Origin of the sequence: Glutamicibacter sp. MNS18, from assembly GCF_026107515.2 — a bacterium.
Lineage (GTDB): Bacteria > Actinomycetota > Actinomycetes > Actinomycetales > Micrococcaceae > Glutamicibacter.
In genome coordinates, this window is record NZ_JAPCHW010000006.1 from 157,803 (window position 1) to 182,564 (window position 24,762).

Sequence of the window (24,762 nt, forward strand, 5' to 3'; positions counted from 1 at the left end):
ACTATTACGTGATCTGGATCGAAGATTTCCCATGTTACGAAGAATTTGCATTGCATCCGTTCGAATCGCTTTGATTAACACGTAACCATCCCGAGCGGCCGAGAGATCTGGCTTGTCGACGCCGCAGCAACCATCCGGATAGCTGATTCAGCGAATTCCTCCGGCCCGGTGCTAACGCCAGAACCGATGGAGTTGATCATGGCCACTGTCCTTGCCCCGCCCGCCATCCCGGTGGCGACCTCAACCGCGCTGCCGGTGACCTTTGATAGGGTTTCCCGGACTTTCAGCACCCGCAGGGAAACGCGCACCGTACTGGGCCAGGTGGATCTGCAGGTTCCCGCCGGCCAGGTGGTGGCGATTCTCGGAGCCAGCGGTTGCGGCAAATCCACCTTGCTGCGCGCCGTCAGCGGCCTGGACCACCCCAGCAGTGGTGCGGTGGTTATCGCCGGCTCCGCCGTCAACGGGGTCGATGAGCGTTGCGCCTTCGCCTTCCAGGAACCCCGGCTGCTGCCGTGGCGTACGGTCCGCGAGAACATCGCGTTGGGCCTGGCCCCGTCCATTTCGAAGCAGGCCGGCCGGGAGCTGATCGAGGAACTACTCACCCTGACCGAGCTGTCCCACGCGGCGGACCTGCGCCCCCGGGAGATTTCCGGGGGTATGGCCCAGCGCGTGTCACTGGCCCGCGCCCTGGCGCGCCGTCCCGGTGTGCTGTTGCTGGATGAGCCCTTCGGTGCCCTGGATGCGCTGACCCGCCTGAAGATGCAGGACCTGCTGCTGGATATCCACCGTTCCTTCCCCACCACGGTACTGATGGTGACCCATGATGTGGACGAGGCCTTGACGCTGGCCGACCGGATTATCGTCCTGGGCCGGAGCGAGGGGATCCAGGGAGCCGGCGTGGTGGAGGACCTGGCGCTGGATGCCGCGCGTCCACGTGACCACGCCTCACCGGACTTCATCAACCAGCGGGTACGTCTGCTCCGCCTGCTGGGCGTGGATCCCACCAACCACTAGGCGCCAGCCACCGTACTTTTACGCCGTTCCGGGCACCGGACCCGGTTCGGCGCGCCCACCACTCGTCCGCAAGTTTAGGAACTCCCATGTCAAAATTCAGTTTCACGCGCCGCTCCGCCCTGACCCTGGCCACCGTCGCCCTGGCCGCCACCACCCTGTCCGGCTGCGCCGGGGAGAACGCGGCGGCTGGCGAAACCCTGTCCCTGGACTACGCCACCTACAACCCGTTGAGCCTGGTCCTGAAGGAAAAGGGGTGGCTGGAAGATACCCTGGCCGATGAGGGTGTCACCGTTGAATGGATCCAGTCCGCAGGCTCCAACAAGGCCAATGAGGCGTTACGCGCCGATGCCGTCCAGGTTGGCTCCACCGCCGGGTCGGCCGCCCTGCTGGCCCGTTCCAACGGCTCGCCGATCAAGACCATCGCCCTGTACTCGCAGCCCGAATGGGCCGCACTGGTCGTCAACGGGGACTCGGAGATCACCGAGGTCGCGGATCTGAAGGGCAAGCAGGTCGCCGCCACGAAGGGCACCGACCCCTACTTCTTCCTGCTCCAGGCCCTGGAAGAGGCCGGCCTGAGCGAGAAGGACATCACCTTGCAGAACGTGCAGCACGCCGACGGGCGTACGGCCCTGGTTAATGGGTCCGTGGACGCCTGGAGCGGCCTGGATCCGATCATGGCCGGGGCCGAGCAGGATGGTGCCCAGCTGGTCTACCGCAACCTGGACTTCAACACCTACGGTGCATTGAACGCCCGCGAAGACTTCATCGAGCGAAGCCCGGAACTGGCCCAGGCCGTGGTGGACGCCTACGAGAAGGCCCGTGAATGGGCTGCGGCCAACCCCGAGGAAACCGCGCAGATCCTGGCCGACGTGGCCGGCCTGGACCTCGAGGTCGCCAGCGTGGTGATCCAGGAGCGCTCGAACCTGGACGTGGATGCGATCCCGGGCGCCAGCTTCGTCGAGGTGTTGCGCAACATCGGTCCGGTGTTCGTCGACAGCGGCGATGTGCCAAGCCAGCAGATCGTCGACGAGAAGCTGGACACCCTGGTGGATGACCAGTTCGCCACCCAGGCCGATGCCTCGAAGATTGCCGGGGAGTAGAGCATGAGCGCGCTGGAGACCAAGCCGGGCGGCGGCACCAACCGCACCGAGGTTGGCGGGGCGGTCGCCCGGCTGCTGCGCCTGCCGAGCTGGTTGCTGGGACTGCTCGTCCCGATCCTGGTGCTGGTCCTGTGGCAGGTCACCACCGCCACCGGCCTGGTACCCTCCTATGCCCTGCCCACCCCGGCCTCGGTATTCTCCGCCGGCGTGGACCTGGCCGAACGCGGTGAACTGGCCCCGCATATCGGCATCTCCGCCCAACGCGTACTGCTCGGTTTCGCGATCGGGTCCCTGCTGGGCCTGGTCTTCGGCGCCCTGGTGGGGCTGTCCCGGTTGGCCGATGCGCTGCTGAGCCTGAGTATCGGGGCGCTGCGCGCGGTGCCCTCGCTGGCCTGGGTGCCGTTGCTGGTGCTCTGGATGAAGATGGGCGAGGATTCCAAGGTCACGCTGATCATCATCGGCGCCTTCTTCCCGGTGTTCACCACCGTCTCGCTGGCCCTGCGCCACGTGGACAAGCAGTTGATCGAGGCAGCCCGTTCCTTCGGCTACAACGGGCTGGCCTTGCTGCGCACCGTACAGCTGCCGGCGGTGGTTCCCTCGATCTTCTCCGGGCTGCGCCTGGCGCTGGCCCAGGCCTGGCTGTTCCTGGTCGCCGCGGAACTGCTCGGCGCGTCCATGGGGCTGGGCTTCCTGCTCACCGATTCGCAGAACAACGGCCGCATCGACCGGCTGATCCTGACCATCATCCTGCTGGCCATCTTCGGCAAGATCACCGACGCCCTGCTCTCGGTCGCCGAACGCAAGGCCATCGCCCGCTGGGCATAGTCCGCCCGACCCGCACGCAACGAAAGGCTCCTTTATGACCACCACCGAGCTGGAACAGCAGGCGCTCACCGACGAGGTGGCGCGCCGGGAATTCTGGGACCAGGCAGCCAACCTGCTGGACTGGGACACCCGGTGGCACACCACCAGCCGGATCGTTCCCGCCGATCCCATTGCCGAACGCGGACCAGAGATCTCCTGGTACCTGGGGGGCAAGCTGAACGCGGCGGTGAACTGCGCGGACCGGCATGTGGCGGCCGGTCGGGGCGAGAAGGTGGCACTGTATTTCGAGGGGGAACCCGGGGACCGCGAGGCGGTCACCTACGCCGAGTTGACCGCCCGGGTCTCGCAGGCCGCCAATGCCCTGACCGCGTTGGGTATCGGGAAGGGCGACCGGGTGGTGATCTACCTGCCGGTGCTGGTGGAGACCGTGGTCATCACCCTGGCCTGTGCCCGTATCGGCGCGGTGCACTCGCTGGTGTTCGGCGGGTTCTCCGCCGAGGCGTTGAAGTTCCGGGTGGAGGACACCGGCGCGAAGCTGCTGGTCACCACCGACGGGCAGTACCGCCGCGGGTCGGCGGTACCGGTGAAGGACAACGCCGACCAGGCCGTGTCGGGAACGAACAATATCGAAAACGTGCTGGTCATCAAGCGCACCGGCTGCGAGATCTCGTGGAGCCCGGGACGTGACCAGTGGTGGCACGAGGTGGTGGAAACCCAGCCGCGCGAACACGAGGCCCAGGCCTTCGACGCCGAGACCCCGCTGTTCATCATGTACACCTCCGGCACCACCGGCAAACCCAAGGGCCTGGTGCATACCACCGGCGGCTACCTGACGCAGGCGGCCTACAGCCACAACCTGCTCTTCGCCAACCCGGATGAGGCCCTTCGCGGCACCGACGTGCACTGGTGCACCGCCGACCTGGCCTGGGTCACCGCGCATACCTATGAGATCTACGGGCCGCTGGCCAACGGGGTCACCCAGGTGATCTACGAGGGCGTGCCCAATGCCCCGCATCCGGGCCGCCACTTCGAGATCATCGAGCGCTACAAGGTCACCAGCTACTACACCGCACCGACCCTGGTGCGTTCGCTGATGGGCTGGTTCCCCGAGGGCATCCCGGCCGGCTACGACCTGTCCTCGATCCGTGTGGGCGGTACCGTGGGCGAGGCGGTGAACCCCGAGGCCTGGCGCTGGCTGCGGTCCCAGGTGGGACGCGACACCGCCGCGGGCATCCCGATGGTTGATACCTGGTGGCAGTCCGAGTCCGGGGCCACCATCCTTTCCCCACGTCCTACCGACACCGGGTTCAAGCCCGGATGCGCCTCCCGGGCCACCCCGGGGGTGGCGGTGGACATCGTCAACGCGGCCGGCGAGCGCGTAGCCGTCAACGAGCAGGGCAACATCGTGCTCACCCAAACCGGGCCGGCGATGGCCCGCACCGTCTGGGGGGACCCGAAACGCTACTACACCAGCTACTGGCAGCAGTACGTTGACCAGGGCTGGTTCCTGGCTGGTGACGGGGCGCGCTTCGATGCGGACGGGGACATCTGGATCCTGGGCCGTACCGATGATGTCATCAACATCTCCGGGCACCGCCTGTCCACCATCGAGATCGAGTCCGCGCTGGTCACCAACCCGGGTGTGGTCGAGGCCGGGGTATGCCCGGTCCCGGATGCCAAGACCGGTCACGCGGCCACCGCGTTCGTGGTGCCCTTGGACAAGACCCTGGTGGCCGAGCACCCCGATGCCGAAACCAGGGCACGCCAGGAGGAGTTCACCCGGGTACTGCGTGCCACGGTCACCGAACAGATCGGCCCGATCGCCAAGCCGCGGGATATCGTCTTCGTCCCGGATGTGCCCAAGACCCGGTCGGGCAAGATCATGCGCCGGTTGCTGACCCAGCTGTTCGAGGGGACCGCCCTGGGCGACACCACCAGCCTGCAGAATGAACCGTGCATCCCGGAACTGGACGCGATCTGCACCGCCCGCCGCGGCTGACCAGACTGAGAACGCAGCGCAGCGAGGAACCGTTACGGGGTCCCGCTGCGCTGCGCTGTGTCCCGCTGTTGCCTGCACTGCACTTCATGGACAGCTCTTGCGGGGTTCGGTACCCTCGAAAGATGCAGTATTTGTTCTTCCTCTAGGAATCGTGGCCGCCTGCGGCCTGCACCAGCGCCCGTGCCCCTGCCCGGGCCGCCACGATCCCGTGCGCCCTCCACCGTGTTCCCGACACTGTGGCGCACCTATTTTTTGAGGAAAACCATGCCCACCATTTCACCGCATGCCGCCGGTTCACGCGCCCAGCTCAGCGCACAAGAGATCACCGTGGGTTTCGGTTCCCGCCCCGTGCTCGAGAACATCTCCCTGTGCCTGAACCCGGCAAGCCGGCTGGCCGTGATCGGCGAGAACGGACGGGGGAAATCGACCCTGCTGCAGGTGCTGGCCGGGTTGCGTACCCCGGATTCCGGTCACGTCCAGGTCAATGGCAGCGTCGGCTTCGCCCACCAGGAGATGCACTTCGATCCGGAGGCTACGATCGGGGATCTCGTCGCGCAGGCGACCGCCGCATCGCGCCTCGCACTGTCCGGGTTGCACGCCGCAGCCCAGGATCTGGCATCCGGGCAATCCGGTTCGGAACAGCGATACGCCCAGGCCCTGGAGCAGGCCACCGCGCTGGACGCCTGGGACGCCGAACGCCGAGTCGATCTGGCCTTGCAGGCCCTGCACGCGGAAACGAACCGCGAACGCAAGCTGGATGAGTTGTCTGTCGGCCAACGCTACCGCGTACGTCTGGCCTGCCTGCTGGGAGGTACCGACGATTTCCTGCTGCTGGATGAGCCGACCAACCACCTGGACGCACCCAGTCTGGCCTTTCTGGCCGACTCGATTTCCGGGCGCAGGGGCGCAGTTGTCATGGTCAGTCACGACCGGATCCTGCTACGCCGTTGCGCCACCAGCTTCCTGGACCTGGATCCCAGTGCCGACGGCCGGCCGCTCGCCTATACCGGTGATTATGACGGGTACCGGTTGGCCAGGATGGCCGAACGTGAACGCTGGGACCAGCTGTATCTTCGGCAGCAGCAGGAGCATGCCAAGCTGCAGCAGGACCTGAGTGCGGCGCAGGATCGTCTGGTTTCCGGTTGGCGTCCGCCCAAGGGCACCGGTAAACATGCCCGGGCCACCCGGGCCGGTTCACTGGTGCGCAGCGTCCACCAGCGCCGCGAACGGCTCGAATCGCACAGCGTAGACCTGCCGCCGGCCCCACGACACTTCCGACTGCCCGTGCTTGGTGCCCGGCCTGGCATCGAGCTGCTGCGCGCTTCGGATCTCACGGTGTCCGGACGCCTGGACACACCGGTGTGCCTGGCCCTGCATGCCGGAAGCCGGTTGGTGGTCACCGGACCCAACGGAGCCGGGAAGTCGACGCTGCTGCAGGTACTTTCAGGAAACCTGGAGCCCAGCCGCGGTCAGCTGCACCATGCCGCTGCTCTCCGGGCGGGCTACCTGCCCCAGGAATCCACCTTGCCGGCCGAGTTGCGGGCCAGCGATGTCTACCGTCAACAAGTCCAACGGATTGTTTCACGTGGAATCATCTCCGCGGAACATGCCGTCGGACTCCCCGAGCTGGGCTTGCTGCGAACCGCGGAAGCCGCCCAGCGCATCGGTGAGTTGTCCATGGGGCAGCAACGCCGGCTGCAGCTGGCCATGGTGCTCGCGGCACGGCCGCATGTCCTGCTGTTGGATGAGCCGACCAACCACCTGTCCATGGCGCTGGTTGATGAGCTCACCGAAGCCCTCCAGGCCACCGGCGCGGCGGTGGTGCTCGGCACCCACGATCGGCAGCTGCTCAGCGACACCGGGCGCTGGCCACGGCTGCGCCTGGAATCGTCGAACCACTAGTGCCGGGGCCGGTTGTCCCTTCAACACCACAACGTGCCGCCGGTCATCCATCGTCCAGGTAGTGACAGGCGGCACGCACGTGTTACTGAGTAATGTGTGCACCATGGTCGATAGTCCGAACGCGCTGTTCCATCCACCGGTGACCGGGTCGGTTTACCCGGCACCGGTGTTTTCCCAAGACGCCTCGAATTACCATTGACCGGCCATAAGCTCTCCTTCCCGCGCTCCTGCCGGGCTCACGCAGGAACCGGACAGGGCCGCCTCGCTGGTGTGCAGCATCAACAGTGCCGTGGTTACGGAGCCCACTCCCCCGGGGACGGGGGTCAAGGCACGGGCCGTGGAACCCACGGATGCGGCATCCACATCGCCGATCAGGTTTCCCTGCCCGTCCACAGTGGTCCCCACGTCGATGACCACCGATTCCGGTGTCACGTGCCGGCCGGTCAGCAAGCCGGCACGGCCCACCGCAACAATGGTGACCGCGGACCGGCGGGTGTATGAGGCCAGGTTGGCGGAGCGGGAGTGGCACGTGGTGACGGTGGCGTCTTTGCCCAGAAGCAGCTGGGCCAGCGGTTTACCCACTACGGCCGAACGCCCCACCACGGTGACGTGCTGCCCGGTCAACGGCACCCGGTAGTGCTCCAGGATCTCCATGACCGAGCGTGCGGTCGCCGGTGCAAAGGCCGGCAGGCCGACGCTGAGCCGTCCCAGGCTCAACGGGTTGGCCCCGTCGATATCCTTGGCCGGGCTGATCAGTCCCACCAGGTCCGCGGCCTCCACACCGTCGGGCAGCGGGGTCTGCAGGATGATCCCGTGCACCAGCGGGTTCCGGTTCAGCTCCTCGATCCGCTGGGCAATCCGCCCGGTGGTCGCCTGCCCCAGGTCATGGACCATGCAGTCGATTCCCAACAGGCCCGCTTCCCGCTCAATGGCACGGACGTACCAGGCCGTGGATTCGTTGTCCGTAGCCAGCACCACGGCCACGCCGGCGGTGACCTCCAGCTCGGACAAACGGGCCACGTGTTCGCGCACGGTTGCACGGATCGCCGCGGCCACCGGCGCCCCGTCCAGCCGTGCCGCACTCATGCGCTCACCCCCACGCGGACCTGCCGGGTGATCTCCTCGGACTGGATGATCGCCGCTTCGGCACGGCGGACTGCGATCAGCAACCGTTCGCGTTGCTGCGCATCATCCAGGGCGTTGATATTCATCTCCAGGGTGACCAGCGCAATCGACAGGGCCGCGCGGGCCGACTCGGCGGCGGCCGCCACATCGCTGATGACCGAACGGTTGCCGATGACCAGTAGCCGCTCGGCCAGCTGCAGCACCTCGTCAGCCGCCTGCACGGTGGCGACCAATGGTTCGGCGGCACCAGCGGTGGCCTGCTGGATCGCCGCGCTGCGCACGGCCTTGGCCGGCCCGTCACCCCGGGGCATCTGGTACGCGGCGATCAGCTGGCCAAAGAGCCGTTCGTCCTCCTGCGCCGCGTGCAGTGCCACGCTGATGACCGATCGGGCCCGCTCGGCAAGGTGTTCCGCCTCCTTCTGCACGTCGGCGTATCGCCGGCCGGTGGTGAACCCGGCAACCATGGAGGCCAGGGCCGCGCCGGTCGCGGCATGCAGCGCGGCGGCGGCACCACCCCCCGGGGTCGGGTCGTTGGAGGCCAGGCGTTGAAGGTACCTGGCCACCGTCTCATGTGAAATCATGTATCCGTCCTTGCTGCTAGCGGGCCGGCACCGTGCTGGCCGGGCGGGCCGTGGCATCGCTGCTCAGGCCGCGCAGACGCTTCATTTCCGGGTCGTAGATCGGGTCCTGGGTCACGGTGGCGTTGGTCTTCCGACCGAAGTACTCCACCTGCACCGTGTCGCCGATTTCGATATCCGCCGGGAGCCAGGCGTACGCGATCGGACGGCCCACGGTGTAGGCGAATCCGGCGCTGGTCACGTAGCCCACGGCCTGTCCGTCGTGGTAGACCGGCTCGCTACCCAGCACCACGTCCTGCGCATTGTCGATCAGCAGGCAACGCAGGTTGCGGGTATTCGGCTGGTCGCGGATCTGTTCCAGGGCGGTCTTGCCCACGAAATCCGTTTCCTTCTTGGTGCTGATCGCGAAGCCCAATCCGGCCTCGTAGGGGTTGTGTTCGGTGTTCATATCCGCTCCCCAGGAACGGTATCCCTTCTCCAGGCGCAGCGAGGCGAAGGCGGCGCGGCCGGCGGCGATGATGCCGTGCTGCGCCCCGGCCTCCCACAGCACATCCCACAATCGTTGCCCGTTGTCGGCCGAGGTGTAGATTTCCCATCCGAGCTCCCCAACGTAGGACAGCCGCATCGCGGTGACCGGAACCCCTCCCAGGTGGGCCCGCTGGGAGCGGAAATACCGCAGGCCCTCGTTGGAGAAGTCGTCGCTGCTGATCTTGGACACCACCTCGCGGGCCAGCGGTCCCCACAACCCGATGCAGCAGGTGCCGCCGGTGGTGTCCCGCACCTGGGCCCACCCGCCGGGTACCTGCCCGGTGTTCTGCTTGCGGGCCTCGACCTGGAGGTAGGCGGTATCGATATTCCCGTTGGCACCGATCTGGAAGGTGTCCTCGGACAACCTCGCCACGGTGACATCGGAGCGGATTCCGCCGTCCTCATCCAACAGCAGGGTATAGGTGACCGAGCCGACGGACTTGGCGATGTTGCCGGTGCTCAGCCGCTGCAGCAACGCCAGGGCGCCGGGCCCGGAAACCTCCAGCCGCTTGAGCGGGGTCATATCGTACATCGCCACCGCGGTGCGGGTCTTGTACGCCTCGATGGCGGCGATCGGCGAATGGTGCATGGCCGACCAGCTCTCACGCAGCGGCGGCTGCCAGTCCCAGGGCAGTTCCTTGAGGTATTTCGCGTTGGATTCGAACCAGTACGGGCGTTCCCATCCCCCACCTTCCAGGAAGTGGGCTCCCAGCTCACGGTGCCGGGCATGGAAGGGGCTCACCCGCAGGTTGCGGTTGGCCAGCCGTGGTTCCAGCGGGTGGCGCACATCGTAGATCTCCACGAAGTTCTGTTGCGAGGTTTCCGCAACGAAGCTCGGGGCCAGCTCCACTTCCTCGAAGCGGTTCACGTCGCATCCGGACAGGTCGATTTCCGAGCGGCCGGTGGCCACCAGCTCGGCCACGGCCCGGGCGATACCCGCCGAGTGGGTGACCCACACGGCTTCGGCGATGAAGAAGCCCTCCACGTCCGGGGATTGCCCCACCAACGAGCCGCCATCCGGGGTGAAGGAGAAGATCCCGTTGAAACCGCTGGCGATCTCGGCCTCGGCCAGATCCGGAAGCAACCGCTTGGACGCTTCCCAGGCCGGAAGGAAGTCCTCCAGCGTGAAGTCCAGGCTCGAAGGCATGTGCTCCTTGGTGAAGTCATCCGGGTCGATCTGCGGCAGCTCCTCCAGCAACGCCGGCATCGGCTTGTGGGCATAGGAGCCGATGCCATAGGCATCCCCGTGTTCGCGGTAGTACAGGTCCTGGTCCTGGAACCGCAGGATCGGCAGCCCGGCGCCGTTGGGCTCGGGGTTGCGTCCCTCCAGGCCCTTGATCGCGGTGGTCTTGGCGTACTGGTGGGCCAAGGGCAGCAGCGGCACCTTCATCCCGACCATGGCCCCGACCTTTACTCCCCAGAATCCGGCACAGGAGACCACCACATCGGCCTGGATCAGTTCCTCGCCCACCCAGACCCCGGTGACCTGGTTATCGGACTGCTCGATTCCGGTGACCTCGGTGCGATCGCGGTAGACCACGCCGGCCGCCTTGGTCCGGCGGATCAGCTCCTCAACGGCCTTGCCTGCCAGGGCCAGACCGTCGGACGGAATATGCAGCCCGCCCAGGACGAATTCCTCGTCAAGCAGCGGGTAGAGCTCCTTGCACCGGGCAGCCGAGAGCAGCTGGGTTTCCACTCCCCAGGACGTGGCCCAGCCCTGCTTCCGGTGCAGGTCAGCCCAGCGCGCTTCCGTGGTGGCCACTTCCAGCCCGCCCACCTGGTTGAAGGCATCAAGTTCGGTCAGCTTCTGCACGGTGTAGCTGGCAAATTCGGTCATCGCCTTGGAGGGGTTGGTCTGGAAAACCAGGCCCGGGGCGTGGGAGGTCGAGCCGCCGGGCAGATCCAGCGGTCCCTGTTCGATAACGGTGATGTTGTTCCAGCCGCGCTGGATGAGTTCGTCGGCGAGGTTGGTGCCCACGATCCCGGCGCCGATAATGACTACATGCTTGGTGCTGGACATGATCCGTACTCCTGTGAAGTGTTAAGTCTTGGTTGACGTGAAATGACGGGCGCCTAGCGGAAGACGATGGTGCTGTGGCCATCCAGCAGGACCCTGTTCTCGCAGTGCCACTGCACGGCTCGGCTCAGGGCCTGGGATTCGGCGCTCTGCCCCACCTGGGACAGGGCCCTGGGGTCATGGGTGTGATCCACCCGGATCACTTCCTGTTCGATAATCGGCCCCTCATCCAGGTCCGCGGTGACGTAGTGGGCCGTGGCCCCGATCATCTTCACCCCCCGGGCGTGGGCCTGGTGGTAGGGTTTGGCCCCCTTGAAACCGGGCAGGAACGAATGGTGGATATTGATCGCCCGCCCGGATAGCTCACTGGCCAAACCGTCGGAGAGGATCTGCATGTAGCGCGCCAGCACCACCAGGTCGATCCGGTGCTCGGAGATCAGTTCCAACAGGCGGGCCTCCGCCGCTGCCTTCGTATCCGGGGTGACGGGCAGGTGCAGGTAGGGTATCCCGGCCGCTTCGGCCATCGGGCGAAGGTCCTCGTGGTTCGAGACCACCAGCGCGATCTCGGCATTCAGCGCGCCGGTCCGCCAGCGGAAGATCAGGTCGTTCAGGCAGTGTCCGGATTTCGAGACCATGAGCAGCAGCCGGGCAGGCTTCGTATCATGCAGCGAGAACCACATGCCGAAACGGTCGGCGACCTGCTGGAAGTCGGAACGCAGTGCGTCAAGCAGCTGCGGGCGCTGGGTGTAGAACGCGGTGCGCACATGGACCCGGCCCGAGCCGTTGTCATCGAACTGCTGGTGCTCGCGGATGTTGAACCCGCGAGCCGAGAGGAACTCGCTGATCGCAAACACGATACCGATTTGGTCTGCGCAACTGACGGTCAAGACGAACTCGTGGGAACCGGCGCGCTCGGCCAGCTCCACGGTGTGCTGACCAGGAAGACTAATCAGGGTCATGACTCCCCCTTTCAATGAAATACATGATTCGTATCCAACTTATATACTAGAATGTCTTGTAGCCTAGATCACATAAAGTTTGCCGGTCAAGGGATTTGTGCAAATCTATTTTTAGACCGGATACCGAAAGAGGCGCCCATGGCACAGCCGCTCACCACCCGCCCCCAGCCACGGGGCGCTTCAATGGCCGATGTCGCCTACGAGCAGATCCTGAACATGCTGATCACCCTGCACATCCGCCCCGGCGATCCAATCCATGACGAGGAGATCATCCGCGAACTGGAGATTGGCCGCACGCCGGTGCGCGAGGCGCTCAAGCGGCTCGAGGTCGACAAGCTGGTCGTCACCTACCCCAAGCGCGGGACCTTTGCCACGCGGGTGGAGATCAGCGACCTGGCCTATGTCTCGGAGATCCGGCAACAACTCGAGCCCATGGCCGCGGCGCGCGCGGCACGTGTCGCCACCGACTCCACCCGCGAGGAATTGCGTGAGACCTACCGCAGGATCCAGGAATTCAATATCGCCGATGCCGAGACCACCGAACTGCTCACCTTCGACGCCGGGGTGCACCGCCAGATCTACCGCGCGGCGGGCAACCCCTACCTGGAGGATGTGCTCATCCGGCACAGCAACCTGGCCACGCGCATCTGGTGCATGGTGATCGACAGGTTGCCGCGGCTGAGCACCCACGTCGAGGAACACCTGGAACTACTCCAGGCGATCATCGACGGTGACGAGCAGAGCGCCGCGCGACTGGCCGCCGAGCATGTTGCGCAGTTTGAAACCGCGGTCCGCACCGCCCTGCTTGCCGTGTAGTGACCCAACTGAGCCTTACTTGACTCACTCCGGGCCGCCTGCCAGCCCCCGTCCCACGAGTCATGCGCCAGTCACATCCTGCGCAGACATCCACAACGTGCACCGCCCGGCCACGCCTATGCCATGAACCCACTCGCCTCCTGGGTGCTGGCGCTATCCGCCACATTGCCCTGGCTGACCGGACCCTGCCGCAGGCGACGGTGGGACGCTATCTCAGCCTGGCCACCCTACTCCTGTCACTTCCGCCGTACCACGGCAAGATCGCGCGCAAAGTGACTCCGCTTCTACCACCATGTTCGGCCAATGTCACCGTCACTAGGACAAGAACCGCCAATTCAAGCAGCGCTGAACACCTGCGCGCGCTTCGCCTCACTCCCAGGAGCAACGGCCCCGCATACGGCCCGCTGCGGACCACAATTGCCGACAGGCGAGCGGAGCCGGAGCCGTGCACTACAGGAAGATCCCCGCCGAGCCGGGCAAGGCTAGTCAGCCGAGCCGGCCAATGCGCGCCTGAAGATCAACCGGATCTGCTCACGGTGTGGCACATCCTCAGCGAGCACCTGCTGCAGCAGCAGGCCGCACAGGATCACCGCAAGCATCTGAGCGGTAATCGAATCCACACGCCGACAGAGCACCTCCACCAGCCCCAGGTCCCATTCCTGGGCGGCTGCGCGCAAGGCAGGCCGGAAGTTGGCCATCGCATAGAGATTGTATTCCAGGACCGTTGAATCCCTACCCTCCCCCAGCGCATCCATAACGTAGCCAGCCAAGGCATCCGAAAGATCCACATCGGCCGCCAGCTCCGTCTCCCAGCACCGAATATGCTCCAAGCTACGCTGCGCGGCCTTGTCGATGGCTACAGACAGCAAATCATCGATGGTCCGGAAGTAGTAAGTTGTCGAACCGAGCGGAACCCCGGCCTCGGCTGCCACCCTTCGATGCGTCACGGCATCAAGACCATACTTCCGGGCCACCGAAATGGCGGCTTCCGCAATGCGTTCTCGACGCTCGGGATCACCTGGCCCGCGTTTCCGCTTGGCACCAGAATCCTGCACCTTCAGATGCGCCATCTAATCAACCCCTCCGATTTCATCCTATGACTTTCCCTGCCCCGTAAGGCAATCCCACTCATCACCGGCGCAACCCGCGTACGCCCTCACCTGCTGCTTCAGGCGCCATCTTCGGCAGTGGGAACGGGACCCTGATCCGCCCATCGCCGGCCACTCTTCCCCGGACATTTCGGAGCATAAAGCTCCTGCCCCGGTCACGATACTAACGATCATTCCTTGTCAGGAACGAGTTAAAGAATTATCTGTACATCAGTACACACTATGTGTACGCTTGTTCAAACATTAGGAACGTGAGAGAGGACACATTTTTATGCAAGATGTTATGACTGGGCTGAAGAACCTATACATCGATGGTCGTTGGTCCGGATCGGTCGCCGGACTGCCACCCCGCCAAGTCCTGAATCCAGCTGACGGTTCGGTACTGGCTACCGTGTGCGTGGCATCAGCAGATGATGTGGATCTGGCTGTACGCAGCGCCCGCACCGGCTTCGATAACGGCCAGTGGTCCGGGATGCCGGTACGTGAACGAGGCAACAAGTTGAGGGAAATCGCCCAAATCCTAGCCGACAACCGCGTGAACCTGTCGCACATCGAGAGCCTGGATGCCGGAAAGACCCTCAAGGAAGCTGGGATGGATGTCGATGATGCCGTCAGCGCTTTCCGCTACTTCGCCAATATTGCCGATCTGGATGCCGGACGCATGGTCGATGCAGGAGACCCGAACATCATCAGCCGCATTGGATACCTCCCGGTGGGTGTCTGCGCACTGATTTCCGCCTGGAACTTCCCGCTGCAAACACTCACCTGGAAACTCGCCCCTGCACTGGCGGCCGGGAATACCGTCGTCATCAAGCCCAGCGAAGTCACGCCGTTGTCCACGCTGAAGCTGCTGGAATTGCTGGAACAGGCCGACTTGCCTGCTGGAACCGTCAATCTCGTCCTCGGCCCCGGCGCCCAGGTCGGCACGGCCCTCGTCCAGCACCCCGGCATCGACCTGATTTCTTTCACCGGCGGGTCAGAGGCCGGGCAGAAGGTCATGGAAGCTGCGGCGAAGGGGATCAAGAAGGTCACCCTGGAGCTCGGCGGCAAGAACCCCAACATCATTTTCGCCGACACGGATTTCCACACCGCAGTCGACAATGCCCTCACCGCCGCATTCGTGCACTCCGGACAAGTCTGCTCCGCCGGTTCACGGCTCATCGTCCAGGACCAGATCTACGATCGATTCGTCCGCGAGCTGGCCCGCCGGGCCGATAGCATCCGGCTGGGCCACGGCCAAGACCCAGAGACCGAGTGCGGCCCCCTGGCCACCGCAGAGCACCGTGAGAACGTCGAACGGCATATTACGCAAGCCATCGCCGACGGTGCCCGGTTGGTTGCCGGCGGTGTCAGGCCAGGTGAAGAACACCTGCAGTCCGGCAATTTCCTACGACCCACGGTTTTCGCAGACTGCGATCGAAGCATGGCCATCGTACGTGAAGAGGTATTCGGCCCGGTTGTGACCGTCGAACGATTCAGCACCGAGGAAGAAGCCGTTTTCCTTGCCAACGATACGGAATACGGATTAGCCGGAGCCGTTTGGTCCAATGATGCCTCGCAGGTCCACCGCGTCGCCGAACAGCTGCGGCATGGAACCGTGTGGATCAATGACTACCACCCCTACCTGCCGCAGGCCGAATGGGGCGGATTCGGGAAGTCGGGACTCGGGCGGGAGAACGGGTTGCAGGGCCTGAACGAGTACCGCGAGACCCGGCATATTTACCAGAACATAGCCCCGGCACCCTCACGGTGGTTTCAGGATTAAAGGAGCACACGAACGATGAATACTTCAGTCCAGAATTTCGACATGGTCATTGTGGGTGGTGGTAGCGCCGGGTCGGTGTTGGCCAACCGTCTCAGCGCCGATGGACAACGTAAGGTACTGGTCCTGGAGGCCGGACGGAAGGACTCCTGGTGGGACCTGCTGGTCCAGATGCCGGCGGCGTTGATGTTTCCCGCCGGGAACAAGGCCTACGATTGGGCCTACCAGAGCGACCCGGAACCGTTCATGGGCGGGCGCCGGGTTAAACACGCTCGCGGCAAACTCCTGGGTGGTTCAAGTTCCATCAACGGGATGATCTTCCAGCGAGGCAACCCAATGGATTACGAGCGCTGGGGCGCCGACCCGGGAATGCAGTCCTGGGATTTCGAACATTGTCTCCCCTATTTCAAACGGCTGGAAACCGCCACGGGAAGCCCGAACGACCCCATGCGCGGCCAGGATGGCCCCTTGGTCATGCGACGCGGTCCGGCAAGCAACCCGCTCTTTGAAGCATTCTTCTCCTCAGCCGCCGAAGCCGGCTATTTACGCACTGATGACGTCAACGGGTACCGGCAGGAAGGTTTCGGGCCCTTTGACAGCAATATCCACCGTGGACGGCGCCTGAACGCGGCGCGGGCATATATCGCCCCGGTCCGCAGGCGTCCGAACCTCACGGTACTGACCAGAGCTTTTGTCACCGGCGTCAGGATCGACAAGGGACGGGCCACGGGAGTGAGCTATACGCGTCATGGCAAGGCCTACCAGGTGAACGCCGGAGAGGTGATTCTGTGCGGAGGTGCCATTAATACGCCTCAGCTGCTGCAGCTGGCAGGAATCGGCGAGGCCGATCATTTGCGCTCCCTGGGCATTTCCCCCACGGTCAACCTGCCCGGTGTCGGGGAGAACCTCCAAGACCACCTGGAAGTCTACATCCAGCACGGGTGCCCGCAACCTGTATCTGAACAACCAAGCCTCGACCTGTGGCGCATGCCGTTCATCGGTGCCCAATGGATGCTTTCACGCACCGGTTCCGCGGCGAGCAACCATTTCGAAGGCGGAGGCTTCGCCCGGTCCAATGACGAGGTCAGCTACCCGAACCTAATGTTCCATTTCCTGCCCTTGGCCGTGCGCTATGACGGGAAGAAAGCCGAAACACGGCACGGGTTCCAGCTGCACGTCGGACCGATGTACTCCGACAGCCGCGGCAAACTCAGGATTCGCTCCGCAGATCCCCGGCAGCATCCGAGTATGGTCTTCAATTACCTCTCCACCGAGCAGGATCGTCGCGAATGGGTCGAGGCGATCCAGGTTTCCAGGGAGATCCTCTCCCAGCCCGCCATGCGCCCGTACAACTCGGGTGAGCTCTCCCCCGGCCCCCAGGTGCGCACGGACAAGGAAATCCTTGATTGGGTTGCCCGTGATGCTGAGACCGCACTGCACCCGTGCGGTACAGCGAAAATGGGACCGGACACCGACAGACATGCTGTTGTCGACCCGCTGACCATGCAGGTCCATGGTGTGCAGGGACTACGCGTTGTCGATGCCTCGGCCATGCCATATGTCACCAACGGGAATATCTATGCACCCGTCATGATGCTCGCAGAAAAAGCAGCCGACCTGATCCTGGGTGTCGAGCCTCCGCTTGCCGAAGCAGTCGACTTCTATCGTTACCAGCCGCAGAGCGAAACGATCTAGTGGCAGCCCTGGGATGGGCCGTTCGTCGTGCCAGCCATTGCGAACGGCCCTTCCCCATTTCCTACTGAGGTGTATTTCATGAAACGTGCAGATCACGGCAATCCACCAACGAGGGCCACCATTACGGTGCTGGACGTGGGCGATGCAGGTGCCCCGACACGAACGAACTGGCGGGTCTTCATTAGTTCGGCGGTCATCATCCTGGGCATAACCATCTGGGCCATAGCCGCTCCCGAACAAGCAGAGCGAATCATCGGCACAACTGTCGACTGGGCTTCACAGAAACTGGGCTGGGTCTACATCGTCACCTTGACCGTGGTCTTGGGGTTCGTGGTGTTCCTTGCCGCTTCCCGGTTCGGGTCCATTCGACTGGGACCTGACCATTCCCGTCCGAGGTACGGGTTGGGAACATGGACCGCAATGCTTTTCGCCGCCGGCATCGGCGTGGATCTCATGTTCTATTCAGTGGCCGGACCCGTGGCACAGTACCTGGAACCTCCCACGGGGGCAGGGGAAACCATCGAGGCGGCACGACAAAGTGTCGTGTGGACGACCTTCCACTATGGAATCAGCGGCTGGTCCCTGTACGCGCTGGTCGGCGCAGCATTGGGATACTACGCCTACCGGTTCAAGATGCCACTGAGTATTCGTGCGGCGCTCTACCCTCTAATCGGTCGGCGCATCCATGGGCGCACTGGCGACGCCGTGGATATCGCAGCCACCGTTGCAACGGTCTTCGGTCTCACTGCTTCGCTGGGCATCGGTGTTCTGCAACTCAACTTCGGCCTCACCTACCTTTTCGGCTGGCCGGAGCACATCGCCCTACAAGTCGGGCTGGCCTTGCTTGGCGTCGCGATGGCCACCATCTCCTGCGTTTCGGGCGTGGACCGTGGAATCCGCAGGCTATCGGAGATCAATTTCCTGTTGGCCGTTGGACTCATGCTCTACGTACTGCTCAGTGGCAAGAGCACGATGCTAATCGATGCCACAGTCATGAACCTTGGGCAGTTCATCAGCCATTTTCCGGAGATGACCCTGGAGACATTCGCCATTGACCGTCCCGATGCCTGGATGAATTCATGGACCCTCTTCTTCTGGGCCTGGTGGATCGCCTGGTCGCCGTTCGTGGGGATGTTCCTGGCCCGGATCTCCCGGGGACGAACCATTCGCGAGTTCGTCACCGGTGTGCTGGTCGTGCCGTTCCTGTTTACGCTGGTCTGGATCTCCATATTCGGAAACTCTGCGGTCGACGCCGTGCGTTCAGGACATTCCGAGTTCGGCGATCTTGCCATCAGCACCCCGGAGCATGGCTTCTACATGTTGCTGGACCAATATCCGGGCGCCACCCTGGTCGCCGCCATAGCCACCCTCACCGGTTTGCTCTTCTACGTGACCAGCGCCGATTCGGGAGCGTTGATGATGAGCAGCTTCACGTCCCACGCCAATCGGCCAGGTCAGGACGGGCCGAAGTGGAGCAGGATATTCTGGGCGCTGGCTGTTGGCGCCTTGACCTTGACCATGCTGTTTGTCGGAGGCTTCGCAACGATCCAGTACATGACCATTGTCATGGCACTCCCGTTTACCGTGATCCTGTACCTGATCATGGTTTCGTTCTGGAAGTCCCTCAAACAGGAGGAAGGCAATCTGAGGACTTCCGGTACTTCTCACGCCACTGGAAAACCACGCAAGTGGCGGAAGCGTTTGGCGCGCACGGTCAGCAACTGCCAGGCGGACGACGCGAATCGCTTTATCGAGCAGGTCGCCGAGCCGGCGATGTTGGAAGTGGCTAACGAGTTGGCCAAAACCGGTGCCGAAGTGTCACTGACCACGGCTCAGGTTCCGGAAACCCGGGTACGACAGCTGGATCTGACGGTTTCATTGGATGGGCACCTGCCCTTCCGCTACCAGATCTATCCGGTCCTGGACGCCACGGCGGTGGGACAGGTCCCGCAGCAGCCTGCAGCCAATGGGCTACGACTCGAAGTCTTCTCGGCCACAGGAAGCTGCGGCTACGATGTGATGGGTTTGCCGCGCAAGCAACTGATCGGCGACATGGTTGATCGTTTCGAACGACACGTGGCCCTGGGGCGTTCCCAAACCGTCTCCGAGGACATGGCCCAATTCCTTAAACAGCCGGGGAATTGGTCCGAGGACTTTTCTGACGCCGACCAGTGAGCTGACTGCATGGGATTCCCGGAAATCCAGAACCACGTTCGCCCAGTAACCTGGACAGCCAGCCGCCGCGGATCTGCAAGACCTCGTGCAGCGACTACCATCCGGCTTCATTTACCAGTTGGAGGAGCAGCTTGCCCGAGGTGCCGCTACCGCCGCGTGGGTCCCGGTATCCGGAGGGGTGATCGCGGTCCTGCCCAGGTTGCGGCGCGGCCCGGGGATCCACCGCTAAACCGTCGTCTGCAGCCGCATGGACCGGCCCCGCCCGGGAAACTCTCAGGTTGAACCGCCGGGCATCGGTGATTCCCCCTTCCCCCTGATGCCCCGACGAATAACCGTCGGGGTCTGGATCAATTCGGAGTTTCCCATGCCGGGAGCGCTGGTGCCGAGCTTACTATCCCTGTGAACCCTTCCGGCTGATGGGCGCAGCGGAGACAGGTATCGGGCCGGCAGGCCACCGCGATCATGAGCTGCCGGCCTTTGACCGGCTAGGCCAAGGACCTTGCCCGGCCACGGTACGGATCTGTTGCATGGGTTCCGCTTCTTCCGGATGCTCGAAGGTGCCGAAGCGGCGCCCGACCCGGGTCGGGCGCGTGCCTTATATCGTTGTGCAGGTCCCCGACAAACCCGTGCGACCGGATCAGCCTCCCGGTGGCGCAGCCGGCGCAAAGCGAGTGGTGAGGCTCGAAAGCCATGGCAACTTGATGTTGCATAAGGGACGGACCGGCGGCGGAATCCCCCCTGTCACCATGGCGCATCGTGCGAGCCTGGGGGTGCGTAGTTTCAGGGCACGTGGGATACCTGGGACAGGACCGATCCCTGACGCCCCGTTGGGCCGCAGGCAAGACCGGTTTCCGGAAGGCGGCCAAGGCCCGGGCAAACCGCAGCTGGCCTGCCCGGTAAATCGGGCAGGCCAGCTGCGGTTTGTGCTTGTTCGGAAGGGGTGCGGGGTTAACCGGGCTGGTTGGCCGGCATCCCCACCTCGTCGTCTTCGGCTTCGCGACCGTTCGCCCTCCGACCGTTCGCGGAGGGATCCAGAGCATCAACGGTCAGTTCCAGCTCTTCCACCGTGGGGGTTGCCAACTGGCCATTTTCTCTTCCGGGGCTACTGACTACCGTGATTTCCTGGGTCATCAGTCCGAAGTTCCCTCCTTCGTGCCTTTCGACTCCCTGCGCCACCGCCTGTTCCAGCACGCCTTGGGCGATCCGGCCCTGCAAGACCACCGGGTCCCGACTCAGATCCTTCCAGATTGCCGCGCAGAGCAACAGCATGACCACTACGAAGGGCAATGCGGAAACGATCGTGATGTTCTTCAGCCCGTTCAGCGCGGCCGCCGGATGATCACCGCCGGCCAGCAGCATCACCGCGGCCACCGCCCCGACCGAAACACCCCAGAAGATCACCGATTTCCTGGTGGGGTGCTCGGCACCACGTTCGCTGAGCGCCCCCATGACGATGGAGGCCGAATCGGCCCCGGTGACGAAGAAGATCGCGATCAGCAACACCGTGACCACCATCAGCACCACCGAGAGCCATCCCGGCAGCGGAAGGGCTCCGAGCAGGTCGAAAAGCACCACGTCGAAGTCGATATCCGGCGACCCGTCGACGATGCCGGCCAGGGCCTCGTTCAGCTGTCCGGAACGTTCGGCGCGCTCCTGCAGGCCGATGGCCCCACCGCCGAAGATCGAGAACCAGGCCAGGGTCACGGTGGAGGGTACCAGCAGGACCCCGGTGACGAACTGCCGGATGCTACGTCCACGGGAAATGCGCGCAATGAACAGCCCGACGAACGGGGTCCAGGAAATCCACCAGGCCCAGTAGAACACTGTCCAGGAGGACAGCCATGAGGCCATGCTGCCGTCACCGGAGGCCGCGGTACGCGAGGCCATTTCCGGCAGGTCACGGATGAAGGAACCGATCGAGTTGGGGATCACATTCAGGATGAACAGAGTCGGGCCACCAATGAACACGATGGCTGCCAGGATCACGGCGAGCACCATGTTGATATTGGACAGCCACTGGATTCCACGTTCAATGCCCGATACGGCGGAGGCCACGAACAGTGCCGTGAGAACCGCGATGATCACGACCAGCATCCCTGAACCGACCCGGGACATGATGCCGGTGGTCTGCAGTCCACCACCGATCTGCAGGGCTCCAAGACCCAGCGAGCAGGCCGAACCGAACAGGGTAGCCAGGATCGCCAGGATATTGATGGTTCGACCGCCCCATCCGTGGATGACCCGCTCGCCGAATATGGAGCAGAACATCGAGGAGAACAGCTGCGGACGTCCCAGCCGGAAACTGCTGTAGGCCATCCCCAGGCCAACGATCGCGTACATGGCCCAGGGGAACAAGGTCCAATGGAAAAGCGTGGTCCCCATCGCCGTGCTGACTGCCGCATCCGTTTGCCCCTCAACGGTACCTGGCGGGGGTGACATGTAGAAGTACAGCGGTTCCCCTACCCCATAGAAGACCAATCCGATCCCCATACCGGTTGCGAACATCATGGATATCCATGAGATGGTGCTGAACTGCGGTTTTTCCCCATCCTTGCCAAGGGTGATGCGTCCAAAGTTCTTGACGGCGACCACCAGCACGAACGTTGCGAAGAATGCTGCTGCAATGACGAATAACCAACCAGTATTCGTCATCACCCAGTCCAGGGCTGTGCTGGAAGTGCTGCCCAGGCTCGCCGGGGAGATGAATCCCCAGAGAATAAAGGCCAAGGCAAGGCACCCGGCGATGCCGAATACCCAGTAGTCCGTGCCCAGCATGGAGTATTTCTTTGGCTGACGGTGGCGAGCCGAATGCAGTTCCTCGACGAGGTTCTGGATCGAATGATCACTGTGATTCATGGCGCGTTCCTTTTCCGGGGTGGGATCCAAACAAGGTCGAATGCACCCACACCAGATAGTCGTGTGATTCGGGAATGGAATCCCTTGGAAAAAGGGCTCGAAGCCGAGACCGCAGTAGTCGCTCGGGCAATGCGAGCGTGGGGGGGCACCGTGACGGGGCAGTGCCCGGGGGCGACAGCGCGGGTCAGTGGTTGCACCCCGCACTGTCGCGGCACCGCTTTAGGTGTGGATCATCCCGTGCGGGTCGAGGACGAATTTTTGTGCGGCGCCTTCGTCAAAGGCCGCGTAGCCTTCCGGGGCCTGGTCCAGTGAAATGGCCGTGGCCTTCACGTTCCTGGCGATCGAGACCTTCTCCGACAGGATCGCCTGCATCAGTCCGCGGTTGTATTTCATCACCGGGCACTGGCCCGTGATGAAGGTATGCGACTTGGCGAATCCGAGGCCGAAGCGCATCGACAACGAACCCACCTTGGCGGATTCGTCGGCTGCTCCCGGGTCGCCGGTGACATACAAACCGGGAATGCCCAGCCTGCCACCGGCACGGGTGATTTCCATCAGCGAGTTCAGCACGGTGGCCGGTTGCTCCGTAGTGGCCTCGGCCCCGTGGCCACGGGCTTCAAAACCTACCGCGTCAATGCCGCAGTCGACTTCCGGGACCCCCAGGATCTGCTCGATCTGGTCCGCGGGGTTCCCCAGGGAAACGTCCACCGTTTCACACCCGAAGCTCCGTGCCTGGGCCAGGCGGTCGGCATTCAGGTCCCCGACAATGACCACCGCGGCACCGAGCAGTTGGGCGGAGGTCGCGGCCGCCAGGCCCACCGGCCCGGCTCCCGCGATGTAGACCGTGGAGCCCACGCCGACTCCGGCTCCGACGGCTCCGTGGTACCCGGTGGGGAAAATATCCGAGAGCATGGTCAGATCCAGGATCTTCTCCAGCGCCTGGTCCCGATCCGGAAATTTCAGTGCGTTCCAGTCCGCGTAGGGGACGAGCACGTATTCGGCTTGCCCACCGACCCAGCCGCCCATGTCCACATAGCCGTAGGCGGAGCCGGGCCGATCCGGATTGACGTTGAGGCAAATGCCGGTTTGCCCTTCCTTGCAGTTCCGGCAGCGGCCGCAGGAGATGTTGAAGGGAACCGAGACGATATCACCGACCTTGAGGTATTCGACATCGCGGCCCACCTCGATCACCTCGCCGGTGATCTCATGTCCAAGCACCAAACCCGCCGGGGCAGTCGTGCGTCCTCGCACCATGTGCTGATCCGAACCGCAGATGTTGGTCGCAATGGTCTTGAGAATGACTCCGTGGTGCACTTGGCGCCCCACGTTCGCCGGATGAACTCCCGGACCGTCATGAAGCACAAAATCCGGATACCCGGTATCAATGATTTCGACCTTGCCAGGACTTGCATAGCTAACAGCTTTGTTACCCATCTAAGAACCTCCGGTTCCTAAAATATTAGTTGGATACATGTCGTCGACTAATGAACAGTGTGCTTGGAGTCACATTCGGTGTCAAGGGTTTCACGAGCATATTGACATCAGGCGCTGCGGGGCTTGCGGAAACGTAGACTTTATTTCGCGCAAAAGTAGATAACATGAAGCGCGCTCTGAGTGTTGTGATTACCGCACCATCAGAGGACACTTGGGAACTTTCCACCTGCGATGGCAATCCGAGGGCCTCACGGTCACCTGTATCAGTTCGGAGCTATTTGTTCTGCCTCCTAGCGCTCCTGCCGGAGCCTGATGAGCAGCAGTTTGGGCGCGGTAAGACCATGACAAGGCAAGAAAACTGGCGCACCTATGCGCTACGGGTTAGAGTCCGCCATCATCGCCCAGCCTCGATGCAATGGCAACAGGAACCCGCGTAGGGGACGTATGCACCTATCGTTGAGGGCCTACCTTTCGTTGTTCAAAGAGCCACTGATTTACCCGCTGTAGGCTCGAATTACGCCTACACTGTTGCCCAGGCCTCGCACCCTACGGTTCCGCTTCGGTCCGGGCAGATAGGTCCCGTGCCGCAGATCAGCAGGATATCGAGGGAAAATAGGCTGCCCTCTGGCGGGCTGCGGGGTGGGCCCATCAGAGGTATCAATGCACTACTTGCTTGGCACTGGTTCAGCGCAACGCTCACCAATCATCACCGTGATATTCGGATTCAACATACGTGACTTCCGCCTTGCGCTCGCTCACCAGCCGGCACCGAATCTTCCTGACCCGCCTCGGAGACCACCACCACTATTTCCTCATTGGACGGACAACTGATCTTCCTGGTGCGCCCCGACGCAGCAGGCCCGACGGC

General features: G+C 63.6%; 16 protein-coding genes and 1 riboswitch. Of the genes, 9 read left to right on the top strand and 7 right to left on the bottom strand.

Annotation, left to right across the window (positions count from 1 at the left end):
* The first annotated feature begins 82 nt into the window (after positions 1-82).
* A riboswitch (SAM riboswitch) is annotated at positions 83-193 on the top strand.
* A gap of 5 nt (positions 194-198) precedes the next feature.
* The 5 genes from OK351_RS10510 (at position 199) to OK351_RS10530 (ending at position 6,840) form a co-directional block, all read left to right on the top strand.
* Complete coding sequence (locus tag OK351_RS10510) at positions 199-1,014, top strand: ABC transporter ATP-binding protein (protein WP_265158615.1); 816 nt, start codon at positions 199-201, stop codon at positions 1,012-1,014.
* An 86-nt stretch (positions 1,015-1,100) separates the two neighbouring features.
* On the top strand, positions 1,101-2,114 hold the full coding sequence (locus tag OK351_RS10515) for an aliphatic sulfonate ABC transporter substrate-binding protein (protein WP_265158617.1): 1,014 nt from the start codon (positions 1,101-1,103) through the stop codon (positions 2,112-2,114).
* 3 nt (positions 2,115-2,117) lie between these two features.
* Positions 2,118-2,939 carry an ABC transporter permease gene (locus tag OK351_RS10520; protein ID WP_265158619.1) on the top strand — a complete coding sequence of 274 codons (822 nt, stop codon included), beginning with the start codon at positions 2,118-2,120 and terminating at the stop codon, positions 2,937-2,939.
* Positions 2,940-2,973: 34 nt separating this feature from the next.
* Positions 2,974-4,938 (top strand): acetate--CoA ligase, encoded by a 1,965-nt coding sequence (gene acs / locus OK351_RS10525; protein WP_265158621.1) that lies wholly within the window; start codon positions 2,974-2,976, stop codon positions 4,936-4,938.
* A gap of 264 nt (positions 4,939-5,202) precedes the next feature.
* Positions 5,203-6,840 (top strand): ABC-F family ATP-binding cassette domain-containing protein, encoded by a 1,638-nt coding sequence (locus OK351_RS10530; protein ID WP_265158623.1) that lies wholly within the window; start codon positions 5,203-5,205, stop codon positions 6,838-6,840.
* Positions 6,841-7,029: 189 nt separating this feature from the next.
* On the opposite strand, the gene OK351_RS10535 is transcribed toward OK351_RS10530, so the two are convergent.
* Genes OK351_RS10535 through purU form a run of 4 tightly spaced genes read right to left on the bottom strand, consistent with a single transcriptional unit; the run spans position 7,030 to position 12,047 of the window.
* Positions 7,030-7,926: a bifunctional 5,10-methylenetetrahydrofolate dehydrogenase/5,10-methenyltetrahydrofolate cyclohydrolase gene (locus tag OK351_RS10535; protein ID WP_265158625.1), complete on the bottom strand. Its 897-nt coding sequence runs from the start codon at positions 7,924-7,926 to the stop codon at positions 7,030-7,032.
* The gene (locus OK351_RS10540; RefSeq protein WP_265158627.1) at positions 7,923-8,546 is read right to left on the bottom strand and encodes a cyclodeaminase/cyclohydrolase family protein; all 624 of its coding nucleotides are present in this window, start codon (positions 8,544-8,546) and stop codon (positions 7,923-7,925) included. The genes OK351_RS10535 and OK351_RS10540 overlap by 4 nt, the downstream gene beginning before the upstream one ends.
* A 16-nt stretch (positions 8,547-8,562) precedes the next feature.
* Positions 8,563-11,091 (bottom strand): GcvT family protein, encoded by a 2,529-nt coding sequence (locus OK351_RS10545; RefSeq protein ID WP_265158629.1) that lies wholly within the window; start codon positions 11,089-11,091, stop codon positions 8,563-8,565.
* A gap of 53 nt (positions 11,092-11,144) precedes the next feature.
* Positions 11,145-12,047, bottom strand: coding sequence for a formyltetrahydrofolate deformylase (gene purU / locus OK351_RS10550; protein ID WP_265158631.1), 903 nt, complete (start codon positions 12,045-12,047; stop codon positions 11,145-11,147).
* Positions 12,048-12,185: 138 nt separating this feature from the next.
* Here purU and OK351_RS10555 point away from each other — a divergent pair, with 138 nt between their 5' ends.
* On the top strand, positions 12,186-12,863 hold the full coding sequence (locus OK351_RS10555; RefSeq protein ID WP_265158633.1) for a GntR family transcriptional regulator: 678 nt from the start codon (positions 12,186-12,188) through the stop codon (positions 12,861-12,863).
* A gap of 482 nt (positions 12,864-13,345) precedes the next feature.
* On the opposite strand, the gene OK351_RS10560 is transcribed toward OK351_RS10555, so the two are convergent.
* The gene (locus tag OK351_RS10560) at positions 13,346-13,933 is read right to left on the bottom strand and encodes a TetR/AcrR family transcriptional regulator (protein ID WP_265158635.1); all 588 of its coding nucleotides are present in this window, start codon (positions 13,931-13,933) and stop codon (positions 13,346-13,348) included.
* A 322-nt stretch (positions 13,934-14,255) separates the two neighbouring features.
* Here OK351_RS10560 and OK351_RS10565 point away from each other — a divergent pair, with 322 nt between their 5' ends.
* From OK351_RS10565 to betT, 3 genes are all read left to right on the top strand, one after another.
* A complete protein-coding gene (locus tag OK351_RS10565; RefSeq protein WP_265158637.1) occupies positions 14,256-15,737 on the top strand; it encodes an aldehyde dehydrogenase family protein in 1,482 nt (493 codons plus the stop codon).
* A gap of 15 nt (positions 15,738-15,752) precedes the next feature.
* On the top strand, positions 15,753-17,429 hold the full coding sequence (gene betA, locus OK351_RS10570; protein WP_265158639.1) for a choline dehydrogenase: 1,677 nt from the start codon (positions 15,753-15,755) through the stop codon (positions 17,427-17,429).
* A gap of 78 nt (positions 17,430-17,507) precedes the next feature.
* A complete protein-coding gene (gene betT, locus OK351_RS10575; RefSeq protein ID WP_265158641.1) occupies positions 17,508-19,604 on the top strand; it encodes a choline BCCT transporter BetT in 2,097 nt (698 codons plus the stop codon).
* Positions 19,605-20,552: 948 nt separating this feature from the next.
* Here the strand turns inward: betT and OK351_RS10580 are convergent.
* A complete protein-coding gene (locus OK351_RS10580) occupies positions 20,553-22,460 on the bottom strand; it encodes a BCCT family transporter (RefSeq protein WP_265158643.1) in 1,908 nt (635 codons plus the stop codon).
* Between the two features lie 219 nt (positions 22,461-22,679).
* Positions 22,680-23,894, bottom strand: a complete 1,215-nt coding sequence (gene fdhA / locus OK351_RS10585) for a formaldehyde dehydrogenase, glutathione-independent (RefSeq protein WP_265158645.1) — start codon at positions 23,892-23,894, stop codon at positions 22,680-22,682.
* Between the last annotated feature and the right edge of the window lie 868 nt (positions 23,895-24,762).

Excerpts from the sequence above, each read along its gene's own strand:
- OK351_RS10535 (WP_265158625.1), bottom strand. The coding sequence starts at position 7,926 with ATGAGTGCGGCACGGCTGGACGGGGCGCCGGTGGCCGCGGCGATCCGT.
- OK351_RS10515 (WP_265158617.1), top strand. The coding sequence starts at position 1,101 with ATGTCAAAATTCAGTTTCACGCGCCGCTCCGCCCTGACCCTGGCCACC.
- OK351_RS10565 (WP_265158637.1), top strand. The coding sequence starts at position 14,256 with ATGACTGGGCTGAAGAACCTATACATCGATGGTCGTTGGTCCGGATCG.
- OK351_RS10520 (WP_265158619.1), top strand. The coding sequence starts at position 2,118 with ATGAGCGCGCTGGAGACCAAGCCGGGCGGCGGCACCAACCGCACCGAG.
- OK351_RS10540 (WP_265158627.1), bottom strand. The coding sequence starts at position 8,546 with ATGATTTCACATGAGACGGTGGCCAGGTACCTTCAACGCCTGGCCTCC.
- acs (WP_265158621.1), top strand. The coding sequence starts at position 2,974 with ATGACCACCACCGAGCTGGAACAGCAGGCGCTCACCGACGAGGTGGCG.
- OK351_RS10510 (WP_265158615.1), top strand. The coding sequence starts at position 199 with ATGGCCACTGTCCTTGCCCCGCCCGCCATCCCGGTGGCGACCTCAACC.
- OK351_RS10580 (WP_265158643.1), bottom strand. The coding sequence starts at position 22,460 with ATGAATCACAGTGATCATTCGATCCAGAACCTCGTCGAGGAACTGCAT.
- OK351_RS10560 (WP_265158635.1), bottom strand. The coding sequence starts at position 13,933 with ATGGCGCATCTGAAGGTGCAGGATTCTGGTGCCAAGCGGAAACGCGGG.
- OK351_RS10530 (WP_265158623.1), top strand. The coding sequence starts at position 5,203 with ATGCCCACCATTTCACCGCATGCCGCCGGTTCACGCGCCCAGCTCAGC.
- purU (WP_265158631.1), bottom strand. The coding sequence starts at position 12,047 with ATGACCCTGATTAGTCTTCCTGGTCAGCACACCGTGGAGCTGGCCGAG.
- OK351_RS10545 (WP_265158629.1), bottom strand. The coding sequence starts at position 11,091 with ATGTCCAGCACCAAGCATGTAGTCATTATCGGCGCCGGGATCGTGGGC.
- betT (WP_265158641.1), top strand. The coding sequence starts at position 17,508 with ATGAAACGTGCAGATCACGGCAATCCACCAACGAGGGCCACCATTACG.
- fdhA (WP_265158645.1), bottom strand. The coding sequence starts at position 23,894 with ATGGGTAACAAAGCTGTTAGCTATGCAAGTCCTGGCAAGGTCGAAATC.
- OK351_RS10555 (WP_265158633.1), top strand. The coding sequence starts at position 12,186 with ATGGCACAGCCGCTCACCACCCGCCCCCAGCCACGGGGCGCTTCAATG.
- betA (WP_265158639.1), top strand. The coding sequence starts at position 15,753 with ATGAATACTTCAGTCCAGAATTTCGACATGGTCATTGTGGGTGGTGGT.